A 23,812-nucleotide genomic window follows, 5' to 3' on the forward strand; every position below is an offset into this window, starting at 1 on the left:
TGCATCGGTGCATTGCAGCAATGTGCATTGCGCCCCGCATGGCTTCTCGTTCAGTCTGAAATTGAACCGATTCAGTCTGGACGTTCCATGCCTTTGCCGATCCTTGCGCTTGCCATTGCATCCTTCTGTATCGGCACCACCGAATTCGTCATCATGGGCCTGCTGCCGGAGGTCGCCGCCGATCTCGGCGTGTCGATCCCCTCGGCCGGACTGCTGGTCACCGGCTATGCGCTCGGCGTCGTCTTCGGCGCGCCGATCGTCGCCATGGCCACCGCGCATTTGCCGCGCAAGCCGGTTCTGGTCGCGCTGACGGCGATGTTCGTCGTCGGCAATCTGTTTTGCGCCATCGCGCCCAACTACTGGCTGTTGATGGCTGCGCGCGTCTTCACCGCCTTCGGCCATGGCGCCTTCTTCGGCATCGGCTCGGTCGTTGCCGCCAGCTTGGTGCCGCGCAACAAGCGCGCCAGCGCCATTGCATTGATGTTCGCCGGCCTGACGCTCTCCAACATTCTGGGCGTCCCTGCCGGCACTGCGCTCGGCGAAGCCTTCGGCTGGCGCTCAACCTTCCTCGCCGTCGTCGGCATCGGCTTGCTCTCCGTTGCGGCCATCGCCTGGCTGGTGCCGTCCGACGTCGCCCAACCGAGCGGTGGCGGCTTGCGCGGCGAGTTGCGCGTGCTGGGCAAATTGCAGGTCTGGCTCGCCATGCTGATCGCGTCGCTGTCCTCGGCCAGCCTGTTTGCCGTCTTCACCTACATCAAGCCCTACCTCACCGACGTCTCCGGCCTGTCCACCTCGGCCGTCACCTGGGTGCTCTTGCTGTTCGGCGCCGGCATGACCATCGGCAATGTCATTGGCGGCCGGCTGGCCGACTGGAAGTTGATGCCGACGGTGATCGGCACGCTGCTGCTGATGGCCCTGCTGTTTGTCGGCTTCATGCAGTTCGGCGCCATCGCCAGCGTCGCCATCGGCGTCGTCTTCCTGTGGGGCCTGCTCATCTTCGTCGTCGTGCCGCCGCTGCAGATCCGCGTCGTCGAGGCGGCTTCGGAAGGGCCGAACCTCGCCGCCACGCTCAACCAGGGCGCCTTCAATGTCGGCAATGCCGGTGGCGCCTGGATCGGCGGATTGGCCCTTTCGGCGGGAGTCTCCTACGCTCACCTGCCGCTGGTCGGCGCGGTTCTGGCGCTGCTGGCCGTCACCGTGGCCGTTGTCTCGCAGGCGCTTGAACGCTCAGCTCCTGTGGCCGTTCCGGCTGCCGCGGAATGATATTGCGCCCATAGCGCCGCGAACTGGACCAATCGACAGCCCTCCGGCAAAGGTGCATGTGTTCTGCCTCTTTCTTGGAGGCATCCCATGCAGAAATCGATCGAACGCATTTCCGGCGACAGCGAAGGCGTTTTCTACGAATTCCCGGCATTCCGCTTCACCGGCGCCGACAAGTCAGCGCCCTCTGCCTATCTGCAGTCGGCACTCCATGCCGGCGAATTGCCGGGCGTCGTCGCCATCGACGCCTTGATGCCGGCGTTGAACAAGGCCGAAGCCGAGGGGCGCATCAAGGGCAACATCACGGTCGTGCCCTGGGCCAACCCGATCGGCCGCGCTCAATATCATTTCGGCGAACATCAGGGCCGCTTTCATCTCGGCACCCGCACCAACTTCAACCGTGCCTTTCCGCTGCTTGCCGCGCCTGACACCGCACTGTTGCCGGACACCAGGTTCGGAACGGCCGACCAGCAGTTGAAGACGCGGCTGCTGCAACTTTCCATCGGCCACGACATCGTGCTTGATCTGCATTGTGACGATGAAGGGCTGGCCTATCTCTACGTCCACACCAGCCTGTGGCCGGCAATGGCCGATTGCGCCGCCGCCATGGGCATCGATGCGGTGGTGCTGTGGAGCGAAGACAACGACGGGACCTTCGAGGGCGCCACGATCATGCCCTACCAGAACGTCCCCGCCAGCGTGGCGAAGTTCGAGCGGCGCGTCGCCACCACGGTCGAATATCGCGGGATGCTCGATGTCGACGGCGGGCTGGCCGCATCCGATGCCGAAGGTCTCTACCGGCTGCTGGTGGCGCGCGGCGTGATCGCCGACCCGGCCCTACCCGCACCAGGTCCTTTCACTGGTTTCGTTGCACCGTTGGAAAACATCGACATGATGCCGGCACCCCGGGCGGGTGCCGTGCTCTACGACGTGAAGCCCGGCGACCGCGTCGCCAAGGGCGCACGCCTCGCCACCATCGTCCACACACCAGGCGAGACGGGCGGCCGCACGGAAGTATTTGCCCCGCAGGACGGCATCATTCTGACCCGCCGCGCGCGCCGCATCATCCGCGCCGGCGAGGATCTGCTGAAACTCGTCGGCGACAAGAAGAGCGCTGATGCGCGGTCGGGGACGCTGGAGGACTGACCTAGCCCGAGATCGCCAGCCGCGCTTTCGCCTCCAGCCATTCGGCCATCTGCCGGTAGGGCACAGGCCCGTGGCTGATGCGGGAGACGCCGAGCTCGGCCAGCCGCTGGCGTGGCGGCACATGCGCCAGCGCGATGATGTTGACCGGCAACGCTGTGGCCTTGCAGAGCGCCTCGATCAGCCCCTCATCGCCAAGACCCGGCGCAAAGAAACCGCTCGCGCCGGCCCTTTCATAGGCCATTGCCCGCTCGATCGCCTGGTCGAGCAGGCCCTTGTCATGCGCATCCGGCTTCGCCTTGAGGAAGATGTCGGTGCGGGCGTTGATGTAGGCGGGAATGCCCGAAGCCTTCACCGCTGCCGCCGCCGCCTCGATCCGCTTCACCTGCACGGCGATGTCGTGCAGGCCAGTGCCGCCGACGATCTGGTCCTCGAAATTGAAGCCGATGGCGCCGGCCTGCAGCGCAAGCGTCACGGTGCGGGCAACGGCTTCCGGCTCGACGCCGTAACCGCCCTCGAGATCCATGGTCACCGGCAGGTCGACCGCCGCCACGATGCGCTTGATGTTGTCCAGCGCCAATTCCCTAGGGATTTTCTCGCCATCGGCATAGCCGAAGGCGGCCGCCACCGGCCAGCTTCCGGTGGCGATCGCCTTGGCTCCGGCTTTCTCGACGATCTTTGCCGAGCCCGGATCCCAGGCATTGTAGAGAACGATCGGGTTTCCCTTGACGTGGAGGGAATGGAACGTGCGTGCGCGCTCGATCTGGTCGGTCATCGGTGTCTTCCCGTCTTCTCGATGTTGGGTGGTTAGTCTAGGCAGGAACGCCGGCCCTGACGATGTGCCATGAGCCCCGGAAGCGGCGGCCACAAGCTGGCCTTTCAAACCTGTTGCGCATCCGGCTTTTCGCCGCTATGGATTTCGCCCATGAACATGCGTTCGATCAAGACCGTTTGGTGGTGGGCTCGCTGACAGCGGCCTGTTCGAACGCGTGCGCGTGAAAATAGAAGGTGGCCGCAACGGAATGTCCGGGCGGCCATTTGTTTTTTCAAAGCCAGTCCCGGGTCCGTTGCCCAACAAGCCAGATGGAGACGGCAATGACGACAATGAAGGTTCTGGAAAACGGCGCGGAACGCTTCGTGACCGCGGGCGGCGTCACCATTACCCGCGAGCGCCACGACAAGCCCTATGCCGGCGCGATCGACGCCTATGTCGACGGGCTGAATTCGCGCCGCGGGGCCGTGTTTTCCTCAAACTACGAATATCCCGGCCGCTACACGCGCTGGGATACGGCCATCATCGATCCGCCGCTGGTGATTTCCGCGCGCGGCCGCGCCATGCGCATCGAGGCGCTGAACGGCCGTGGCGAGGTGCTGTTGCCTGTAATCGGCAAGGCGCTCGCCAGCTTGAGCGAAGTCACAGTCACTGAAACCTCGAAAAAGCTGATCCGCCTCGATGTCGCCAAACCAGGCCGGGTCTTCACTGAGGAAGAGCGCAGCCGCGTTCCCTCGGTCTTCACCGTGTTGCGCGCCATCACCGCTCTGTTCAAGACCGACGAAGACGCCAATCTCGGCCTCTACGGCGCCTTCGGCTACGACCTCGCCTTCCAGTTCGATCCGGTCGACTACAAGCTCGAGCGCAAGCAGAGCCAGCGCGACCTCGTGCTGTTCCTGCCCGACGAAATCCTGGTCGTCGACCATTACTCGACCAAGGCCTGGACCGACCGCTACGACTATTCCGGCGAAGGTTTTTCGACCGAGGGACTGCCGCGTGACGAAATCGCCGAGCCGTTCAAGACCGCCGACCGAATTCCGCCGCGCGGCGACCATGAACCCGGCGAATATGCCAATCTGGTGCGCAAGGCGATGGATAGCTTCAAGCGCGGCGATTTGTTCGAGGTCGTGCCCGGGCAAATGTTCTACGAGCGTTGCGAGACGCAGCCTTCCGAAATTTCGCGCAAGCTGAAGTCGATCAACCCCTCGCCCTATTCCTTCTTCATCAATCTCGGCGAAAACGAGTATCTGATCGGCGCTTCGCCGGAAATGTTCGTGCGCGTCAATGGGCGCCGGGTCGAGACCTGCCCGATCTCCGGCACGATCAAGCGCGGCGACGACGCCATTTCCGACTCTGAGCAGATCCTGAAGCTGCTGAACTCCAAGAAGGATGAATCCGAGCTGACCATGTGCTCGGACGTCGACCGCAACGACAAGTCAAGGGTCTGCGATCCGGGTTCGGTCCGCGTCATCGGCCGCCGCCAGATCGAGATGTATTCACGCCTGATCCACACGGTGGATCACATCGAAGGGCGGCTGCGCGAAGGCATGGACGCTTTCGACGCCTTCCTTTCGCATGCCTGGGCGGTCACCGTCACCGGCGCGCCGAAACTCTGGGCCATGCGCTTCATCGAGCAGAATGAGAAGAGCCCGCGCGCCTGGTATGGCGGTGCCGTCGGCATGGTCAATTTCAACGGCGACATGAACACCGGCCTCACGCTGCGCACCATCCGCATCAAGGATGGCATTGCCGAGGTGCGCGCCGGCGCCACGCTGCTCTTCGACAGCATCCCCGAGGAAGAAGAAGCCGAAACCGAACTGAAGGCATCCGCCATGCTCTCCGCCATCCGCGACGCCAAATTAGGCAACGCCGCCGGCGCCGAACGCACCACCGCGCGCGTCGGCGACGGCGTCAACATCCTGCTCGTCGACCACGAGGACTCCTTCGTCCACACGCTGGCCAACTATTTCCGCCAAACCGGCGCCAATGTCTCGACCGTGCGCACGCCAGTGCCGGAGGAGGTCTTCGAGCGGCTGAAGCCCGACCTCGTCGTGCTGTCGCCGGGACCCGGCACGCCGAAGGATTTCGACTGCGCCGCGACCATCAAGAAGGCCAGGGCCCGCGACCTGCCGATCTTCGGCGTCTGCCTTGGCCTGCAGGCGCTGGCCGAGGCTTATGGCGGCGAGCTCAGGCAGTTGCATGTGCCGATGCACGGCAAGCCGTCGCGCATCCGTGTCTCCAAGCCCGGCATCATCTTCTCCGGCCTGCCCAAGGAAGTCACCGTCGGCCGCTACCACTCGATCTTTGCCGATCCGGTACGGCTGCCCGACGGCTTCGTTGTCACCGCCGAGACAGAGGACGGTGTCATCATGGCCTTCGAGCATCGCAAGGAGCCCATCGCCGCCGTGCAGTTCCATCCGGAATCGATCATGACGCTCGGCCACAATGCCGGCATGCGCATCATCGAGAACATCGTTGCGCATCTGCCGCGCAAGGCCAAGGAAAAGGCGGCCTGACCGGTATGGCCGCAGCGGACAGCGTGACGGCGATCGCGGCAAAGGAGGCGGCCAAGCAAAGGGTCGCCGCCCTCGCCTTCTGGTCGATCGTCGTCGCCTGCGTCGTGCTCGCGCTGAAGCTTGCCGCCTGGTACATCACGGGCTCCGTCGCGCTCTATTCGGACGCGTTGGAATCGATCGTCAACGTCATCGCCTCGGCCGCCGCTTATTGGGCGATCCAGGTCAGCTACAAGCCGGCCGACCAGGACCATCCATTCGGCCACCACAAGGCCGAGTATTTCTCGGCCGTGCTGGAAGGCGTGCTGATTGTGCTGGCAGCACTTTTGATCCTCAGCGAGGTCTGGCGCTCCTGGCAGGCGCCGACGCCGCTTGAACAGCCTTGGGAAGGCTTGGGGATTAACGGCGTCGCCACCGTCATCAACGCTTTCTGGGCCTGGACGCTGATCCGCGCCGGCCGCAGCGCAAAATCACCGGCGCTGGTTGCCGACGGCCGCCACATCATGACCGATGTGGTGACTTCCGTCGGCGTCTTCGGCGGTCTCGTCGGCGCAATCCTGACCGGCTGGCAAATCCTCGATCCGGCGCTTGCCGTCATCGTGGCGCTCAACATCCTGTGGCAGGGCTGGCATGTCATCGGCTCGTCGATGAACGGGCTGATGGACCGCGCCGTCGACACGCAGGAACACATGCATATCCGCGACACTATCTCGGCCAATTGCAAGGGCGCGCTGGAGGTTCATGACCTCAAGACCCGCATAGCCGGCCGCGCCACCTTCATCGAGTTCCACCTGGTCGTCGACGCCGACATGACCGTCGGCGCCAGCCACGTTATCTGCGACCGCATCGAGGATGCGCTGAAAGCCGAAATCCCCTCGGTGCGCGTCACCATCCATGTCGAACCGGATGATGAAGCGAAGCTGCCGAAAGGCACAACGGCGGTGCCGTTCGCGTAGCCCAGCGCTAGGTGCGAAGGTCTGTCGAGATTCAGGTCAGGCCGAGTCGAGAATGGTGGCTTTCGAGAACCGGAGCGGAGCGTACTTGAAGTACGTGGGCACCGGAAGCGCAGGAAGCCGCCGTTCGCAGGCCGGCCTCACCTGAATGTCGATAGGCCTTACGGGGCGCAGGCCGATTGCGGCATCGACTCCAGCCGATAAACCTTGTCATCGGACGCGGTCTTGCCGTCCGCTGCCTTCGAGCACAGGTCGACGATCGCCAGGCTGCTGTTGGGGTTGGCCAGCATCATGGTGCCGTTGGCGCCGCGCTTGAGGTAGATTTCCTTTTGGCTGATGTCGCAGGAAAAATTGCTCATCTTCGGACTGGCAGCGCAGCGCCATTGGTCGGCTTCGCCCTGACACGAATAGGTCTGCGTGACCTTGGTTCCGTTCTTCCTGGTGGTCACCGAGACGGCGATGTCGGCGCCGTCGGGCCAGTTGGCGACATCGCCGCCTGAGGCGAAGGACGCCAGTTCGACCGGCCCGCGAAAGACGCGGATCGACTGCGTCACCTGGTCGGGATGAGAGCTCAGATGCGCGGCATCGTAGTCGCGGCCGAAGCAGAAGGGCTGGTCCGGCTTCAGCCGTTCGCGCAAAGGCGCGCCAAGCGCCGGATCGATCGGATCGATCTTGGCGAATTCGGCCTTGCAGGTCGCCGCCGGCATCGGGTCGAGGCGGAAATTGTCGTCCTCTGAGCCCAGCGCCTGCCGGTCATACTCCGCTTCGCCGAGTTCGTCTTCCGATCCGGCGTCGAGATAGAGATCGGACGAGACATCGGTAATGATCAGGCGGCCTTTGTCGTCGAGCTTCAGGGAAGCCATGGTGCGGTCGCAGTCCATGCCGCAGCGGATCGGGCCCGATTTGCCGTCCTCGGATTCGTGATTGCACCAGCCGCCGGCCCATTGCGGCGTCTTGGCGCCGCGCACGGTGGTGGTGAGAAAACCATTGTAGGAGGTATCGGCGTTAGCCATCGGCTCCTCGTTCGGATGGCTCACCGGATCATGACCATAGAGGAAGAAGATCCGTGCCACCTTCTGCTTGGGATGCGCCTTGAGGTGGGCTGCGTCATAGACCCGGCCGAAACAGGCATCGGCGCCATTCGGGCTGAGTTCGGTGAGCCCTGGCCTCTCGTCGGCATGTGCGGTTCCGGCAAGCGCACTGAACAACACCGCGCCAAATCCCGCTCCGGCAATCGTCTTCCACTTCCTGAATGCCATTGGACCCCTCCCTCGCATCGACAGGACGTAACGTCAGTTTATGCTAGGATGATGGCCGCAGCCACGCAATTTGCGGTGGGCGCCAGGACGAGGAGGATGCTATGCGCCGACGCGACATGTTCCGGGCCAGCCTTGCCGGCGCCGCCGGCCTGTTCGGGTTGAGCCGGGCGGCCGCTGCCGAAGACAAGCCGAAGGTTGCCTATCACCTCAGCGATGTCGACAAGGTCAATTTCGTGCTCGGCAACATCAAGAACCACTATGAAGGCACCGGCGGCAATGTCGACATCGTGCTGGTCGTGCATGGTCCAGCCCTTGCCGCCTTCAAATCGAAAGGCATATCGGCGGCGATCTCGGGACGCTTCGCCAGTCTGGTGCAGCAAGGTCTTGAACCGCAGGCGTGCGGCAACACCATGAAAGGCATGGAGATCACGCTTGCCGACCTGCTCGAGGGCTTCCACGCCGCCGACAAGGGCGGCGTCGTCAAGCTCGCCGAACTGCAGCGCCAGGGTTACGCCTATCTCAGGCCATAAGCCGCCATGGACTTGAACGTGACGGCAACGAGAGCCTGCGAAGGGAGAGCAGACATTCCGGAGGAAAAACGCCCATGACCGCGACCGCTCTTGTCATCCCAGATCTTGCCGGCAAGGCGGTGCTGGTCACCGGCGCCTCGACCGGCATTGGTGCAGCCCTCGCACTGGCCTATGCCGAGCAGAAAAGCCGGGTCGCTCTGCACTACAATTCGAGCCGCGACGCGGCCGAGAAGCTTGCCAAGACCATTCGCGATGGCGGCGGCGAGGTGTTCCTGACACAGGGCGATTTCTCAGCGGCCGCCGATGTCGAGCGCGTCGTCGAGGAAAGTGCTGAGCATTTCGGCCGGCTCGACGGGTTGGTCAACAATGCCGGCGGCATGCTTGGCCGCGTGCCTTATGCCGAGCAGACCGAGGCGCATTACGACGCGGTGATGGACCTCAACGCCCGCTCGGTGCTGACGGCGTCACGCAAGGCGATGCCATGGCTGAAGAAGCAGGGCGGCTTCATCGTCAACACCTCGTCGATCGCCGCGCGCAATGGCGCCGGTGGCGGCGCCGGGCTCTACGGCTCGGCCAAGGCCTTCGTCTCCAACGTCACCCGCGGCATGGCCAAGGAGCTGATCGGCTTCGGCATCCGCGTCAACGCCGTGGCGCCGGGTACGATCCTGACGCCATTCCATGAGCGCTATTCCACCCACGAACAGATCAAGGGCATGGTCGCCACCATTCCTCAGGGGCGCGCCGGCACGGCCGAAGACTGCGTCGGCGCCTATCTGTTCCTCTCGTCCGATCTCCTGAGCGGCTACATCACCGGCCAGGTGATCGAGGTGAACGGTGGCCAGTTGATGCCTTGAGCGGTCAATTGCATACTGCGTCTCGCAACGATGCATGTCGTGCGAGCGTTGCTGAGGTTTGAAGGGGAGACGTAAGGCAATGTACGGACTGATCGGCAAGATGCGGGCGGCGCGCGGCCAGCGCGACGCGATCATGGACGTCCTGCTCGCCTCGACCGGCGCCATGCCCGGCTGCCTGAGTTATGTCATCGCCCGCGATCCGGCGGATGCCGACGCCATCTGGGTAACCGAAGTGTGGACCGACGCCGCGAGCCACAAGGCGTCGCTGCAACTGCCCGAAGTCCAGGCCGCGATCGCCAAGGCACGGCCGATCATCGCCGGCTTCGAATTCCAGGTCGAGACCCATCCCGCCGGCGGTTTCGGTTTGCCCCAGACCAAAACCGGCTGACATCCGAAAGCAACGCAGACCCTGAATTCTGTTCGCGGGCGGGGTTCGCATTTCTCTTCTCCAGGTCTAAGACCCAGATATGGACTCCTCGCCAGACCAGCCGGCCGTCGAACGCATGGCGCGCATGCGCCCTGTCCGGCAGTGGCTGGTGCTGCTGATTTTCTCGCTGCTGTTTGCCAGCGCGCTGGAATATGCCGCACTGCCTGCGGCGTTGCTGATCGGGCCGATGCTGGCGGCCATCCTTGCCGGCACCAACGGCGCTACGGTGCGCGTGCCGCGCCCGCTGTTCGGCGCCGCCCAGGCCGTCGTCGGCTGCCTTGTAGCGGCGTCGATCTCCGCCGACATCTTTTCGGTCTTCTACAAGGAATGGCCTCTGTTCCTCGTCGTGGTGCTGGCGACCCTTGCGGCGTCCAGCCTGCTCGGCTGGCTGATCAGCCGCTGGCGGATTCTGCCCGGCACCACTGCGGTCTGGGGCTCTTCGCCGGGTGCGGCCACCGCCATGGTTCTGATGGCGGGCGCCTTTGGCGCCGACCAGCGCCTCGTTGCCTTCATGCAGTATCTGCGCGTGATCTTCGTCTCGATGACGGCGGCACTCGTGGCCAAGATGTGGGTCGACACCTCCGGCGTTGAAATCCCAGCCATTGTCTGGTTCCCGCCGATCGACACAATGGCCTTTGCCGCCACGCTCGGCGTGGCGCTGGTCGGCGGCCTGCTCGGCCGCTTGTGCCGATTGCCCTCGCCCTTCTTCCTCGGCACCTTCATCTTCGGTACCATCATCCATCTCGGCTTTGGCGTGGCGATGCAATTGCCGCCATGGCTGCTGGCACTCTCCTATGCGATGGTCGGCTGGTCGATCGGTCTGAACTTCACCCGGGCAATCCTGCGCCATGCGACGCGGGCACTGCCGCAGATCGTCGGTTCGATCGTCGTGCTGATCGCCTTTTGCGGCGGTCTCGCCTGGCTGATCAGCCATGTCCTCGGCATCGATCCGCTGACCGCCTATCTCGCCACCAGCCCCGGCGGCATGGACAGCGTCGCCATCATCGCCGCCGCCGCGCAGAACGTCGACATCTCCTTCGTCATGGCGCTGCAATCGGCCCGCTTCCTGGTCGTGCTCATCGCCGGCCCAAGCATCGCGCGGCTGGTGGCGAGAGCCGTCAGGGACTGAGTTACGAATTCAAGTATCCGGGAAGAGGAAACTGCCCATGAACCGTCGCGTGAATGCCGTCGATCTCTCAGGCCGTGTCGCCGTGGTGACGGGCGGCGCGCAAGGCATCGGCCTTGCTGTTGCCCGGCGCCTGCTGTCGTCGGGCGCCAGCGTTGCCATCTGGGATGTCGACCAGGCTGCGATGAAGAACGCCGTCGCCGAACTCGCCCCGCTCGGTCGGATCGAGGCTTTGCTGTGCGATCAATCGCTGATCGAGGCCGTGGACAGCGCCGCGACGCAAACCGAGCGCTCGCTCGGCCCGGTCGATCTGCTCGTCAACAATGCCGGCATTGCCGGACCGGCGGCTACCGTGGTGGACTATGATCCTGCCGCGTGGCGCCAGATCATCGACATCGACCTCAACGGTGTCTTCTACTGCTGCAAGCGCCTGGTGCCCGGTATGATCGCGCGCAGCTACGGCCGCATCGTCAACATTGCCTCTGTCGCCGGCAAGGAAGGCAATCCGAACGCCGCCGCCTATTCGGCCGCCAAGGCGGGTGTGCTCGCGCTGACCAAATCGCTCGGCAAGGAGCTTGCCGGCCACGACATCGCGGTCAACGCGCTGACGCCGTCGCCCGCCCGCACCCGCATCCTCGAACAGCTCACCGAGGCCCAGGTGGCCTACATGCTGGGCAAGGTGCCACGCGGGCGGTTTGTCGAAGTCGAAGAGGCGGCCGCGATGATCGCCTTCATGCTCTCGGACGAAAATTCCTTCACCACTGGCGCAACGTTCGACCTGTCGGGCGGACGGGCCACCTACTGAGAAGTAGCGCTGGTCCCTCGCCGTCTTCGTCATCGCCATCGGCGCCGCGAAGGACTACGAGCCGCTCAGCGTCGCGGCAAGCCGGTCGGGGAGGAAATCGACGAACGCGCGAACCTTCGGCGACAAATGGCGATTTGACGGCCACAGCATCCGGAACTGGCCGCGGCCGTCGACATGGTCGTCCAGCACAGTGCGCAATTGCCCATCGCGCAGCGCCTCGCGGACCAGGAAATCGGGCATGGAGCTGATGCCGAGCCCGGCCATCGTGGCGCCCTTCAGCGCCTCGGTGTTGTTGCAGGTCAGCATCGAGCGGACCTGCGGCTCGACACTGCCGCCGATGAACGGCCAACCCTGCAGCTTTCCGCTGTTTGGAAACCGGAAGCGTATGCCGTAATGGTTCACGAGATCGTCCGGTCCGCTCGGGTTGCCGTGCTGCTCGAGGTAGGAAGGTGCTGCACACAACAGCAGCCGGAAGGGCGCAAGCGGCCGTGCCACCAGGCGCGAATCCGGCAGCTCGCCGCTGCGGATTGCGATGTCGACGCCTTCGTCGATGAGGTCGACGATGCGATCGTTGAAATCGATGTCGAGTTCGATTTCGGGATAGCACGCCATGAACTCCGACAGCACCGGCAACAGCAGGTGATAGGTCACGATCGGCGTCGAAACGCGCAACCGCCCATGCGGCGTTTCCCGCGTCCGCGACAGCATCGCCTCGGCATCGTCGATGTCGTCGAGGATGCGACGCACCCGCTCGTTGAACAGCTTGCCCTCTTCGGTCAGTCCGACACGGCGCGTGCTGCGCTGCAGCAGCCGCACGCCGAGATCCTGCTCGAGCCTGGCGACGCTCTTGCCGACGGCCGACGCCGAGATGCCAAGCGTTCGGCCGGCGGCGATGAAACTGCCGAACTCGGCGGTGCGGGCAAAGGCCAGAAGGCCGTTGAGGCGTTCCATCATATCTCTCCATTCGAGCGTTTCAGTCCGGTATATCTGGAGATTTAATACTATTTTTCTCGTAATGTCGCGGGCCTATCTTGCCGTTGCGACCGGTGCTGCGCTCCCAACGGCACACCGGCGGATCCTGCTTCAGATAGGAAAACCCATGACTTCGAAGACCACAAACGGCGCCGCCGCGCCATGGCTCGTTCTGCTTTCGGTATGCCTTGCCGCCATGACCATGCCCTTGACCTTCACCGGACCGGCCGTCGCACTCTCGCGCATTGCAGCCGATCTCGGCGGCAGCCCGATCGCGCTCAACTGGGTGACGAACGCTTTCATGCTGACCTTTGGCGCCACCCTGATGGCGCTGGGCGCGCTCGCCGACAATCATGGCCGCAAGCGGATGTTCATTGTTGGCCTCGGCCTCTATGTCCTGGCCACGCTGGGCGCGATGCTGGCCCCTGACATCGTCTGGTTCGACACACTTCGGGCTGCGCAAGGGCTCGGCAGTGCCGCCGCCTTCGCGGGCGGCGCCTCCGCGCTTGCCCAGGAATTCGAGGGGCAATTGCGGTTGCGCGCCTTTTCCTTCCTCGGCACCAGTTTCGGCATTGGCCTCGCCTTCGGTCCGGTCGCCTCCGGCCTCATCATCGAAGCATTCGGCTGGCGGTCGATCTTCGTTCTGGTGGCAGTGCTTGCGATTGCCGCCGCGCTACTGGGTCTGGGCACAATCAAGGAATCGCGCGACCCCGATGCGACTGGCCTCGACTGGGCGGGGGCCGGCACTTTCACGATTGCACTGGCCGCGCTGACCTACGGCGTGCTTCAGGCGCCGCAGAGTGGCTGGACCGATCCGCTCGTGATCGGGCTGCTTGCCATCGCTGCGCTCTTCTTTGCCGCCTTCGTCATCGTCGAGCGGCGCGCGGGCCGGCCGATGCTCGATCTTTCGCTGTTCCGCTTTCCCCGCTTCGTCGGCGTCCAGTTTCTGGCGGCTGCCCCCGCCTATGGCTTCGTCGTCCTGCTCGTGCTGTTGCCGATCCGCTTCATCGGCATTGAGGGGATGAGCGAGATCGAGGCCGGGCAATTGATGATCTGCCTGTCGGGACCGCTGTTGATCCTGCCCCTGCTTGCCGGCCAGGTGGCGCGCTGGATCGCTCCGGCGACGATCTGCGGCGTCGGCCTGCTGATCGCCGCCGCCGGCCTTGTCTGGCTGAGCCTAACCCCGCCGGTCGCCCTCGCCCTCGTGGCGCCGCTGATATTGATCGGCATCGGCATCGCTTTGCCCTGGGGGCTGATGGACGGACTTGCCGTCAGCGTCGTGCCGAAGGAGCGCGCCGGCATGGCGGTCGGCATCTTCAACACCACCCGCGTCGCCTGCGAGGGCGTGGCTCTGGCGATCGTCATGGCTGTCCTGTCGGGTTTCACGGCTGCACAACTGGCGGATCATGGAATAGCGTCTTCCCCGAGCGCAACCGCCGCCGCCCAGCGGCTGGTGACCGGCAATGTCGGCGAAGCGGCAGCCCGCTTGCCGGCAGCCGGAGCCACGGTCTTGGTCCAGGCCTACGAGACGGCGTTCGACAGGCTGCTGATCGTGCTGGCGGCAATCACCATCGTCACCGCGCTTGTTGTCTTCCTCGGCCTGCGCCGCGGATCGACCGTGGAGGACGAAACCGTTCCTCTGCCGATATGCCAGGAAGGATAGGCGATCTCAGCTGATGACGAGGCTCGCTATGCGGTCGCCGTCCAGCGTGAAGACCATGTCCCCTTCGCCGTTGAAGCCTTCGCCTGTGACGGCGATGCGGACGTGGTAGCTGCCATCGGCCTCGGCGATGCGGACAATGCGCAGATTGGACTTCACGCCGATATTGTCCGACTGGTTCCAGCGCGCAATCTGCTCGCGGCCGTGGAAGGATCGTCCCCAGTCGGTCAAGGATGCATCCGACACGAACGTGTCGAGAAACGCTTCGGTGTCACCTTCATTGGTGGCTTCGACAAAGCGGCGGATGGGATCGGGTGTGGCCATCAGTCCAATCTATGCATCAGATCGTCATCCAGCCAGCGGCCGAAGAAATAGACCAGCTGCTTGTGCCACCACGGCCAGTCATGGCTGACGTCGCCGCCCCAATAGTCGACCCAGGCGGGAATGGATTTGTCGCGCAGGATCTGTTCCAGCTTGCGCGTCTCGACCAGCATGCGCTCTTCCCAGGCGCCCTGCCCACAGCAGAAGATCATCCGCAGCGCCTTCAGCCGCGCCAAGAGCTTGGGGTCGACAATGCCAGGCAGATAGTCGAGCGGCGAGTTGTAGAAAATGTCGCCTTCCAGCGCCTTGCCGAAGAAGTCGTGCGCCGAATAGACGCCCGACAGCGCGATGACGCCGCTGGCGAGTTCTGGAAAGCGGAAGACGAAATTCGAGGAGTGGTAGCCGCCCATCGAGCAGCCGGTGAACAGCGGCTTCAGCTTGCGTCCGCCATTGGCTTGCTCGGCGGTCGCCAGAAACTCCGGCAACGCCTCCTCACGGACATAGCGGAAATAGGCCTCGTGGCGGCCGATGCGGTGGGCGGCGTCGGCATGCTTGTTGAAGAAAGATTCCGAATCGATGCCGTCGACCGCAAACAGCTGGATGCGGCCGGTGTCGATGAATTCGGCCAGCGCCCCCACCCCGCCGGAATCCTCGAACTGATAGAACCGCCCTTGTGAGGTCGGGAACACGACCACCGGCCGGCCCGCATGGCCGTAGCGCTTGTATTCCATGTCGCGGCCGAGATTGCGGGCAAAGCTCTTGTGATAGGAAATGTCCATCGCGTTTAAGCCTTTTCCGCGTGAATATAGGCGACGGCCTCGCGCAGCGCTGCTTCGTCCTTCGAGCGCATCTGGTAGGCGTAATTTCCCATGGCGCGGCTGAAAACCTTTTCTATCGGCTGATGGTGGACGATCTTGTCGCGATGCGCGGCTAGCACGTCCTCATGGCTGTGCAAATAGTGGAGGTGCTGCTTGCGGCTGGCATAGGCGGTGAAATACTTGCCCTCATAGGGTCCGCCCGCGGCATCCTTGACCACCATGTCGGCCCACGCCGCATAGACGTCGATGTCGAACGTGTAGTTGATCGCATCGGTCATCCACGCGCCGGGCGGCCGCATGTTGACCTCGAGTGCGATGACACGGTCCTTGGTCTCGAACAGCTCGATGTGGAAGAAACGCTCGCGCACGTCGAACGCCTTCAGGATTTTCCTGCCCGCCTCCTCCACCGCAGGACTGATCCTGGGAAAGCAGGTGTAGCTCATGTGGCGGTCCTTGTTGACCACCTCCATGACGCTCTGGTCGTAGCGGTGGCTGGCCGCAAGCACCACCTCGCCGTCACGGTTGACCAGCCCGTCATAGGTCACCACCAATCCTTCGATGAACTGCTCCATGACGAAGGTCACGTCTTCGGGCTTGTCCCGGAAGAACTGGTCAAGCTCTTTCGCGTTGGAAATCTTGAAGGTGTTCGAGGCGCCGGAACCGGAATCGGGCTTCACCACCACGGGATAGCCGACGCGGCGGATGAAGGTCATGGCGCCTGCCCGGTCGGAGCATTTGCGCTGCGCGATGGTGTCGACGCCGCTCTTGCGGAAGAAGGCGCGCATGCGGCTCTTGCGCTTCAAATTCTTCACGAAATCGAGCTTGGTGCCGTAAATGTTGAAGTCGGTGCGGATGTTGGCTTCCAGCTCCAGCCAGTGCTCGTTGAGCGATTCGAAACGGTCGATGCGGCCCCATTTGTGGATGAAATGACCCATAGCCCGGAACACCGGATCGTAATCCTCCATGTCGGCGACGCGGTAATATTCCGACAGTGCCGCCTTCAGCTTGCCGTCCAGCGCCTCATAGGGCGCATCGCCAATGCCGAGCACCGTGGCGCCGGCCTTCTTCAGCCGGTCGCAGAAATCGGCGCCGTTGGTGGGAAAATGCGGCGAGAAGAAAACAAAATTCATGGGCGACCTCCCCCGGCATCGCGACCTCGTCCATGCATGTCGCCCGGACTGCGAAGCAACGACGACACGCACAGAAACAACACCAAGTCTGGCGTATTTGCCGCGCGCGGGGAAGAGGCCTGGAATGGGCGCAAATGCGCCTACTTGCCTCTCCATAGCCGCTCCTGTATGAAAACCGCCATGAACACGCGCGCCACCTCCGTCGCTTCCCGTCCGACCGGCTTTGCCGGCGAGACCGTTCGCGCGCTGGCATCGACCTTGCTTCTTCTCGGCCTTATCGGCGATCGCCGGGTTCGCTGAAGGAGCGCCCGGCGGTCGAACCGCCGCTTACGCGCACGCTCCTTGGCCAGTTCAAAATTGGCACTTCACATCAAGCGAACGAAAATCTGGTAAGGCGCAGCTCGCTCTCAATCCGTCCGAAGACCGATCCGTGAGCCGCCGGGAGAACAAGACGATGAACGCACGAGAAGAGATCCGATCCGGCGAAGCCGAAAGCGTAAAACGCGCGGCTGGCCACATGCCGGGCGCCGCCCGCAAATACCAGCCCTATCCGACAGTCGGCCTCACCGACCGCACCTGGCCCAACAAGGTCATCGACAAGGCGCCGGTCTGGTGCTCGGTTGATTTGCGCGACGGCAACCAGGCGCTGATCGACCCGATGGGCCATGAGCGCAAGGCGCGCATGTTCGCGCTGCTGCTCGACATGGGCTTCAAGGAGATCGAGATCGGTTTCCCCTCAGCCTCGCAGACCGACTTCGATTTCGCCCGCTGGTGCATCGAGCAAGGCAATGTGCCGGCCGATGTCTCGCTGCAGGTGCTGGTGCAGTGCCGGCCCGAACTCATCACCCGCACCTTCGAGGCGCTCAAGGGCGCCACCAACCCGATCGTGCATTTCTACAATTCGACCAGCGAGTTGCAGCGCCGCGTCGTCTTCGAGAAGGATGTCGGCGGCATCAAGCGCATCGCCACCGATGCGGCCAAGATGATCACCGACATGGCGGCGAAGGCCGGTGGCGGCTATCGCTTCGAATATTCGCCGGAGAGCTTTACCGGCACCGAACTCGAAGTCGCGCTGGAGATCTGCAACGCCGTCACCGAGATCGTGAGGCCGACGCCCGACAACAAGCTAATCATCAACCTTCCGTCGACGGTCGAAATGTCGACGCCCAACATCTATGCCGATCGCATCGAATGGATGTGCCGCAACCTCGACAACCGCGAAAACCTGTTGATTTCTCTGCACCCGCACAATGATCGCGGCACCGGCATCGCAACCACCGAGCTCGGCCTGATGGCGGGTGCGGACCGCGTCGAAGGCACGCTGTTCGGCAATGGCGAACGCACCGGCAATGTCGACATCGTCACCCTGGCGCTCAACATGTACACGCAAGGCGTCGATCCCCATCTGGATTGCTCCGACATCAACCGGATGAAGGATGTCTACGAATATTCCAACCAGCTGAAGATCCCCGAGCGCCATCCTTACGTCGGCGAACTCGTCTACACCGCCTTTTCCGGCTCACACCAGGACGCCATCAACAAGGGTATGAAGGCGCTGAAGAAAGCCAATACGCCGGTCTGGGAAGTGCCCTACCTGCCGATCGATCCGGCCGATGTCGGGCGCAGCTACGAGGCTATTATCCGCATCAACTCGCAGTCCGGCAAAGGCGGCATCGCCTATGTGCTGCAGGCCGATTACGGTCTCAACCTGCCGCGCAATCTGCAGATCGAGTTCAGCCAGGAGATCCAGGCGATCACCGACGCGGAAGGCAAGGAAGTGCCGGCCAAGCGCATCCACGACCGCTTCCTCGAGACCTATGTCGACCAGCCTGGCGGTCGGCTCAAATTCCTCGACCATCACACCTACCCTGATACCGAGAAAAAAGGCCGGCGCGTGGTCGAGGCGGTGATCCTCGATAACGGCAAGGAGACGACCATTACCGGATCCGGCACCGGCCCGATCGATGGCTTCGTCGATGCGCTGTCGCGCCATGTCGGCGTCGACATGTCGGTCCTCGACTACTCCGAGCATTCGCTCCAGCGCGGCTCGAACGCCTCGGCGATCTCCTATGTCGAGATGGAATATCCCGGCGGCAAGCTGTTCGGCGCTGGCATCAACACCAACATCGTCGCGGCCTCCCTGGAAGCCGTTGTTTCGGCTGCCAACCGTATCATCGGGCGCAAGGCCGGCTGATTTCTCGCCGGGCGCCGTATCTCCGCGGCGCCCGGAAATCCCCCATTTGCCGGGGAAAATCCCGATTTTTTCGTGTTAACCATCGGCAATTATATGGTGCGGTACGCGATCGCATAACATAAGCAAGCTTGTATGGACGTGCAGGCGCGATATGATTGCGCCTCAACCTGTGCCGACTTCGAGAGGATCGACACTTGCAGCATGCCACGCCTGCCGCCCCCGCAGTGCGCGAGACACTGGAGCGACTACTCGCCAGCGAAACGTTCGGACGTTCCGAGCGCGCACGCAAGTTGCTGCGCTACCTCGTGGAGCGCGAGCAAGCCGGCGAAGCCGACAGGCTCAAGGGTTTCTCCATCGCCATGGACGTCTTCGGCAAGGACGGCGATTTCGATTCGTCGACCGATGCGGTGGTCCGGGTGCAGGCAGGCAGGCTGCGCGAACTTCTCCAGCATTATTTCGCCAATGAGGGCGTAGCCGAACCTGTCCGCATCGCCATTCCGCGCGGCGGCTATGTACCGTCCTATGAACTCAACGCCATCCGCCTGCCGCAGGAGCCGGTGGCGCTGGCGCAGGCGGTAGCCGCCTTGCCCGGATCGCCCGAGGACCCCGCTCTTGCCGCGCCCCCCGTTGCCTCGATGGCGTCGGCGGTTGCGGAACCTGGACCTTCCCTGGCGCGCCATCTGCACTTCTTTTGGGGCGCGATGGCGCTGGTCATCCTTATGCTGGGCGTGCTCATCCTGCGCCAGGGCAGCGGCGCACTGCTTGCCAGCAGCGATCCGGCGGCGGTGGTCGAGACAGCGGGCGCAACGAGCAGCATCGCATCGCCGACGGTAGAGGCCCTGCCCCTCGTCTACATCGCCGTGAGGGCCACCGGCCCTGAGGCAGGCCGCGTCGCCGCCTCGCTGCGCGCCGGTCTTGCCGGTTTCGACACAATCGACTTCATCGGCCGTGACGCCGACAGCAAGCGCGACCCGAGCACCGACCCGACCAGCTTCGTTTTCGATGTCCTGCCGGGACCAATGGCAGGTGACGTGACGCTTGAGCTGCAGAGTGTGGCGACCGGCCGCGTGCTTTTGTCCCGCAATCTGACGGTCGCCGACAGTGCGCCTGGTACCGTCGAGGATCGTATCGCCGCCATCCTCAGCTCGACCATTCCCGCCGCCGGCCCGCTCTACAGCTACATCGAACAGAACGGCATTCAGACAGGGCTGACGAGGTGCCTGATCCTCAACGACAGATATTATCTCGACCAGAGCACCAAGACTCACGAGGCGGCCTATCGCTGTCTGGAAAACCTTGCCAGCCAAGGCGCGAAATCGTCGCTCGTCTATTCGGAACTGGCATCGCTCCATCTCGAGGCCGCGACCGATCACTACGCCTATCCGCCTGACGCGACGGTCGAACAAGCGATGTCTTTTGCCCATCGCGCCATCCAGATGGGGCCGACCAGCCCCTATGCGCATCGCGCATACGGTTACCTTTACTCGCGCCTCGGCAACCCCGAGGAGGCGATCCGCTGGATGCGCAAGGCTTATCAGCTCAACCCCTACGACCTCAGCATGGCTGCCGCCTACGGCTATGGCCTGATCTTCGCCGGCAAGTATGCCGAGGGAACACCGATCCTGACCCGTGCCGTCGAGACGTTCAGCGGCCACCCGACTTGGTGGGATTACGGGCTCTTCGCCGGGCAGTTCATGCTGGGCGATATGAACAAGGCCGCGATCGCGAGCGAGTCGCTGCGCACGACGGCGATGAAATCGCATTATCTGGCGGCGCGGCTGATCGGCGCCAAGGCTGCCGGCCGCGAGCAGCTGGCGGCCAAGCTTCTGGATGAGCTGACCACCAAATTCCCTAAATTCGCCGCTGACCCGCGTGCGGCCTTCGCCGAGCGGAAATATCCCGCCGATCTGACCGAGCGGCTGGTCGAGGCGTTGCGCGCCGCGGGCCTCGGTAACGCCAGCTAGTATCTTTCCGGATCGCGGAAATTTTACTGGCCATCGGTCTGGACTGGGAGCAATCCAGCCCCATTCGAAATTTCCTGTCTTGCAATAATCATACATTTTTCATGGTCTCATCCCTCTATGTTGCCGAGCGGGGCGCCGGGCCGAAGACGGTCGTCCTGTTGCATGGCTTCGGCGGTTGCCATGACATCTGGCGCGAGGTGACCGCGACGCTGGCGCCCGGGATCAGAACACTGGCCTACGATCTTCCGGGACACGGACTGTCGCTCGATTTCCCTGGTAGCGGTCCGGCCAAGACAGCGGCGCGAGCAGTTCTCGCGGATCTCGCCGCACGCGGCATAGCAAGGGTGCATGTCGCCGGTCATTCGATGGGCGGTGCGGTAGCCACCCTGATGGCATTGGCCGAACCCGAAACAATAGCCTCGCTGACGCTTCTGGCGCCGGGCGGTTTTGGCCCGGAGATCAATGGGCCGCTGTTGCGTCGCTACGCCGCGGCGGCCGACAGACGGGAAATCCGCACCTGCCTTGCCGCCATGTCCGGACCGCAAAGCCCGCCGCCCGAACGCATCGTTGGCGTGCTGGCGGAAGTACGCTGTCGCCCCGGCCAGTTGCGCAAGCTGGTCGAAATATCAGCCGTCATGACCAGGGATGAGCGGCAGGGCGTCATCCCCCGCGAACAGCTGGACACGCTCAACATGCCGGTGATGGTGGTTTGGGGAACGGACGATCCGGTCCTGCCCTATACCCAGGCTGATGGCCTGCCTGCGCATTTTCACATCCATCACGTCCTCGATGCCGGCCATATGCTGGTTGAAGAAGTGCCTGATGTGATCGCCCAGGCCGTGCGCCGGAACATAGACCGGCGCGGCAGGCGTGCGCGTCCGACACTCGACGCCGCAGCGAGCTGAACCTCGCTGGCTTCCGGCATCTCGCCAGTGCATTTTGCAAATGGCTGTGCTAACTCGCTATTAACCATATATTAGCGAGGGATGATGAAGGACTCAGACGAGCAATTCACCTCTTTAACCCCGTCGCGCAAACTGTCCGATGCCGTTCGCGACGTGAAGAATGCCTTCGCCGATCGCGACGACGTCGTGGTCGACATGCGCGAGGCGCACCGGATGCGACTTGAGTTGCTTGCCGCCGAACTCGCCCCGGTCTTTGCCGACGTGCCCGCCGACATGGACAATTTCGACTTCGTCGTCTCATCGGGCCTGCAGCCGCGGCTGTGGATCGACGCCGTCAGCCATGTCGCCATGGGACGCGACCGCCGCACCTACCGTTTCCTCAGGGATACCCGCATCGGCCGCGTGGTGTTGGCCGAATCGACCGATATGAAACCGGTTGCCGATCAGGTCACGCGCTATGTGGCGGAGCGCATCGTCGAGCGCCAGCGCATGATGGAGGGTGGCGTCGAGTCCGCCGTCGCCGGCCTGAACCGCGCCACCGTGCGGGAAGCCGAACCACCTTTGCACGCAATCGCGCCCGGCAGGCGCTGGTCGACCTTCCTGTCCGGCCTCGGCCTGATCGCCGCCGGCGCGGTGGTCGGCCTTGCTGTGTCGGCGGTGCTGTTTTGGGATCGCATCATGGCGATGAAGATCAGCTTCTGACCAGTGGTTTAGATGCCTCGGCATCCACGCCGAGTTCCACCACCTGGAGGTCGGATGGCGGTATGGCCGGTCCGGTCAGGCCGCGACGCGTCAGCCGGATCCGCCAGCTGCCTTTTTCGCCGTCGATGTCGAGCAGATTGTACTGTGCCGCCGGGTTCTTGCCGCCCGGTGACTGCCCGGCAGCGGCGACGCCGACAACCGGAATCCTGGTGCCGCGTCCGCCGATGAAGAACAGCGACGGCAGGTGCGAATGGCCGTGCAGCACAAGCTCGGCGCCATGCCGGTGAACGGTCTTGTGGAAACGGGAGATGCCAAACAGGCGCTTTTGCTGGGTAACGGCGCCGCGCACCGGCGGATGATGGATCATGATCACCCGCAACAGGCCGCGTTTGGCGCTGGCGTCGAGCACTTCAGCCAGCCTTTGCGCTTGGCCTTCGAGGAAGAAGCCGTTGGCCATGAAAGGTGCCGTGGCGCGTGCCGTCGAGACGCCGATCAGCGCGACGTTGCCGCGCACGCGCAGATAGGGAAAGGTGTTGCGATCGATTGGTGTGGTGACGCCGTCGCCGCTCATCCACGCCGCCCAGGAGCGGCAGACCTTGTCGAAGGCGCCCGGCACATAGGCGTCGTGATTGCCCGGCACCACCGAGACATCCTCCGGCGAGCCCAGCGTCTCCAGCCAGTGCTTTGCCATCTCGATCTCGCCATCCAGCGCCAGATTGACCAGATCGCCGGTGATGGCGAGATGGTCGGGACCGCTCGCCTTCATGTCGGCGACGATGGTGTCTATGACGGCATCGTGCATATGGCGGCGGCGGTTGCGCTGCCAGTTGACATAGCCGACCACGCGCTTGGACGCGAGTTCGCGATAGGTTACACCGGGAAGCGGCCCCAGATGGACATCGGAAATATGCGCGAGCCTGAACATCCTTCCTTCATAGGCGACGCGCCCACCGCTTTCCACTCACTGTTTCCTGTCTGCTTACGGTTTCGCTAGCGATGGCGATATCGGATCCGGAACAGGCGTTTCGCCAGACCAGTTGGGCCGGCCTCAGGGCAAGGTTGTTCCATCTCTATTTCCTGCTGCGGCGGCCAATGACGCTTGGTGTGCGCGGCCTGATCCACGATCGCGCGTCGAACTCCGTCTTCCTCATCCGCCACACTTACGTTCCCGGCTGGCAATTGCCGGGCGGTGGCGTCGAGCTGGGCGAAACGCTTGGCGAAGCGCTGACGCGGGAATTGGCCGAGGAAGGCAACATCGCGCTCACCGCCCCGCCGGTGCTGAAATCGATGCATTTCAACCGCCGCTCCAGCCGCCGCGACCATGTCGCCCTCTACCTGATCGAGAGCTTCAGCCAGACGGCGCCGAAACTGCCGGACCACGAGATCGCCGAAGCCGGCTTTTTCCCGCTTGATCGTCTGCCCGAAGGCACGACGCCGGCGACGTTGCGGCGGATCGCTGAGGTTTTTGGTGGGGACCCGGCATCGCCGCACTGGTAGGCCAGAG

Annotated in this window: 22 protein-coding genes; 15 read left to right on the forward strand and 7 right to left on the reverse strand. The window is 63.7% G+C overall.

Translation table 11 applies throughout. The annotated features are described in order from the left end of the window. Positions 1–87 precede the first annotated feature (87 nt). Together AC04SH_RS15740 and AC04SH_RS15745 are read left to right on the forward strand one after the other, a co-directional pair. Positions 88–1,263: an MFS transporter gene (locus AC04SH_RS15740; protein WP_477238692.1), complete on the forward strand. Its 1,176-nt coding sequence runs from the start codon at positions 88–90 to the stop codon at positions 1,261–1,263. Positions 1,264–1,350: 87 nt separating this feature from the next. Further along, the gene (locus AC04SH_RS15745; protein WP_477238694.1) at positions 1,351–2,406 is read left to right on the forward strand and encodes a M14 family metallopeptidase; all 1,056 of its coding nucleotides are present in this window, start codon (positions 1,351–1,353) and stop codon (positions 2,404–2,406) included. Between the two features lies 1 nt (position 2,407). On the opposite strand, the gene AC04SH_RS15750 is transcribed toward AC04SH_RS15745, so the two are convergent. Beyond that, positions 2,408–3,178 (reverse strand): isocitrate lyase/PEP mutase family protein, encoded by a 771-nt coding sequence (locus tag AC04SH_RS15750; RefSeq protein WP_477238696.1) that lies wholly within the window; start codon positions 3,176–3,178, stop codon positions 2,408–2,410. A 308-nt stretch (positions 3,179–3,486) separates the two neighbouring features. On the opposite strand from AC04SH_RS15750, the gene AC04SH_RS15755 reads away from it, so the two are divergent. Continuing rightward, complete coding sequence (locus tag AC04SH_RS15755) at positions 3,487–5,691, forward strand: anthranilate synthase (protein ID WP_477238698.1); 2,205 nt, start codon at positions 3,487–3,489, stop codon at positions 5,689–5,691. A gap of 5 nt (positions 5,692–5,696) precedes the next feature. Beyond that, a complete protein-coding gene (locus AC04SH_RS15760) occupies positions 5,697–6,644 on the forward strand; it encodes a cation diffusion facilitator family transporter (protein WP_477238700.1) in 948 nt (315 codons plus the stop codon). 158 nt (positions 6,645–6,802) lie between these two features. Here the strand turns inward: AC04SH_RS15760 and AC04SH_RS15765 are convergent, their stop codons facing one another. After that, positions 6,803–7,900, reverse strand: coding sequence for a hypothetical protein (locus AC04SH_RS15765; protein ID WP_477238702.1), 1,098 nt, complete (start codon positions 7,898–7,900; stop codon positions 6,803–6,805). A 101-nt stretch (positions 7,901–8,001) separates the two neighbouring features. Between AC04SH_RS15765 and AC04SH_RS15770 the strand changes: the two genes are divergently transcribed. The 5 genes from AC04SH_RS15770 to AC04SH_RS15790 all read left to right on the forward strand — a co-directional run bounded on the left by AC04SH_RS15770 (position 8,002) and on the right by AC04SH_RS15790 (position 11,642). Further along, positions 8,002–8,430 (forward strand): DsrE family protein, encoded by a 429-nt coding sequence (locus tag AC04SH_RS15770; RefSeq protein ID WP_477238704.1) that lies wholly within the window; start codon positions 8,002–8,004, stop codon positions 8,428–8,430. A 74-nt stretch (positions 8,431–8,504) separates the two neighbouring features. Next, positions 8,505–9,284: an SDR family NAD(P)-dependent oxidoreductase gene (locus tag AC04SH_RS15775; RefSeq protein WP_477238706.1), complete on the forward strand. Its 780-nt coding sequence runs from the start codon at positions 8,505–8,507 to the stop codon at positions 9,282–9,284. 79 nt (positions 9,285–9,363) lie between these two features. Then, positions 9,364–9,672, forward strand: a complete 309-nt coding sequence (locus AC04SH_RS15780; RefSeq protein ID WP_477238708.1) for a putative quinol monooxygenase — start codon at positions 9,364–9,366, stop codon at positions 9,670–9,672. A 79-nt stretch (positions 9,673–9,751) separates the two neighbouring features. Continuing rightward, positions 9,752–10,840, forward strand: a complete 1,089-nt coding sequence (locus tag AC04SH_RS15785; RefSeq protein WP_488575706.1) for an AbrB family transcriptional regulator — start codon at positions 9,752–9,754, stop codon at positions 10,838–10,840. A 49-nt stretch (positions 10,841–10,889) separates the two neighbouring features. Then, a complete protein-coding gene (locus AC04SH_RS15790; protein ID WP_112561190.1) occupies positions 10,890–11,642 on the forward strand; it encodes an SDR family NAD(P)-dependent oxidoreductase in 753 nt (250 codons plus the stop codon). Positions 11,643–11,696: 54 nt separating this feature from the next. On the opposite strand, the gene AC04SH_RS15795 is transcribed toward AC04SH_RS15790, so the two are convergent. Beyond that, positions 11,697–12,593, reverse strand: a complete 897-nt coding sequence (locus tag AC04SH_RS15795) for a LysR family transcriptional regulator (protein ID WP_112561140.1) — start codon at positions 12,591–12,593, stop codon at positions 11,697–11,699. A 148-nt stretch (positions 12,594–12,741) separates the two neighbouring features. Here AC04SH_RS15795 and AC04SH_RS15800 point away from each other — a divergent pair, with 148 nt between their 5' ends. Beyond that, a complete protein-coding gene (locus AC04SH_RS15800) occupies positions 12,742–14,277 on the forward strand; it encodes an MFS transporter (RefSeq protein ID WP_488575707.1) in 1,536 nt (511 codons plus the stop codon). Positions 14,278–14,283: 6 nt separating this feature from the next. Here AC04SH_RS15800 and AC04SH_RS15805 read toward each other — a convergent pair whose 3' ends face one another. The 3 genes from AC04SH_RS15805 to AC04SH_RS15815 are packed head-to-tail and all read right to left on the reverse strand — an operon-like array spanning position 14,284 to position 16,543. Continuing rightward, the gene (locus AC04SH_RS15805; protein ID WP_477238716.1) at positions 14,284–14,598 is read right to left on the reverse strand and encodes a nuclear transport factor 2 family protein; all 315 of its coding nucleotides are present in this window, start codon (positions 14,596–14,598) and stop codon (positions 14,284–14,286) included. Continuing rightward, entirely contained in the window at positions 14,598–15,374 is a 777-nt protein-coding gene (locus tag AC04SH_RS15810; RefSeq protein ID WP_488575708.1) for an esterase family protein, read from the reverse strand. Before AC04SH_RS15810 ends, AC04SH_RS15805 begins: the two co-directional genes overlap by 1 nt. A gap of 5 nt (positions 15,375–15,379) precedes the next feature. Further along, complete coding sequence (locus tag AC04SH_RS15815; protein WP_477238720.1) at positions 15,380–16,543, reverse strand: ATP-grasp domain-containing protein; 1,164 nt, start codon at positions 16,541–16,543, stop codon at positions 15,380–15,382. Between the two features lie 517 nt (positions 16,544–17,060). On the opposite strand from AC04SH_RS15815, the gene leuA reads away from it, so the two are divergent. From leuA to AC04SH_RS15835, 4 genes are all read left to right on the forward strand, one after another. Then, positions 17,061–18,737 carry a 2-isopropylmalate synthase gene (gene leuA / locus AC04SH_RS15820; protein WP_488575738.1) on the forward strand — a complete coding sequence of 559 codons (1,677 nt, stop codon included), beginning with the start codon at positions 17,061–17,063 and terminating at the stop codon, positions 18,735–18,737. 194 nt (positions 18,738–18,931) lie between these two features. Then, positions 18,932–20,701 (forward strand): tetratricopeptide repeat protein, encoded by a 1,770-nt coding sequence (locus tag AC04SH_RS15825; protein WP_488575709.1) that lies wholly within the window; start codon positions 18,932–18,934, stop codon positions 20,699–20,701. A 101-nt stretch (positions 20,702–20,802) separates the two neighbouring features. Next, entirely contained in the window at positions 20,803–21,606 is an 804-nt protein-coding gene (locus AC04SH_RS15830; protein WP_488575710.1) for an alpha/beta fold hydrolase, read from the forward strand. 84 nt (positions 21,607–21,690) lie between these two features. Continuing rightward, positions 21,691–22,308 carry a hypothetical protein gene (locus tag AC04SH_RS15835; RefSeq protein WP_488575711.1) on the forward strand — a complete coding sequence of 206 codons (618 nt, stop codon included), beginning with the start codon at positions 21,691–21,693 and terminating at the stop codon, positions 22,306–22,308. On the opposite strand, the gene AC04SH_RS15840 is transcribed toward AC04SH_RS15835, so the two are convergent. Further along, positions 22,298–23,233, reverse strand: coding sequence for a metallophosphoesterase family protein (locus AC04SH_RS15840; RefSeq protein WP_488575739.1), 936 nt, complete (start codon positions 23,231–23,233; stop codon positions 22,298–22,300). The genes AC04SH_RS15835 and AC04SH_RS15840 overlap by 11 nt on opposite strands. Positions 23,234–23,304: 71 nt before the next feature. Between AC04SH_RS15840 and AC04SH_RS15845 the strand changes: the two genes are divergently transcribed. Continuing rightward, a complete protein-coding gene (locus AC04SH_RS15845; RefSeq protein WP_488575712.1) occupies positions 23,305–23,805 on the forward strand; it encodes an NUDIX domain-containing protein in 501 nt (166 codons plus the stop codon). The last annotated feature ends 7 nt before the right edge of the window (positions 23,806–23,812 follow it).

Source organism: Mesorhizobium sp. CNPSo 4688 (assembly GCF_057784295.1).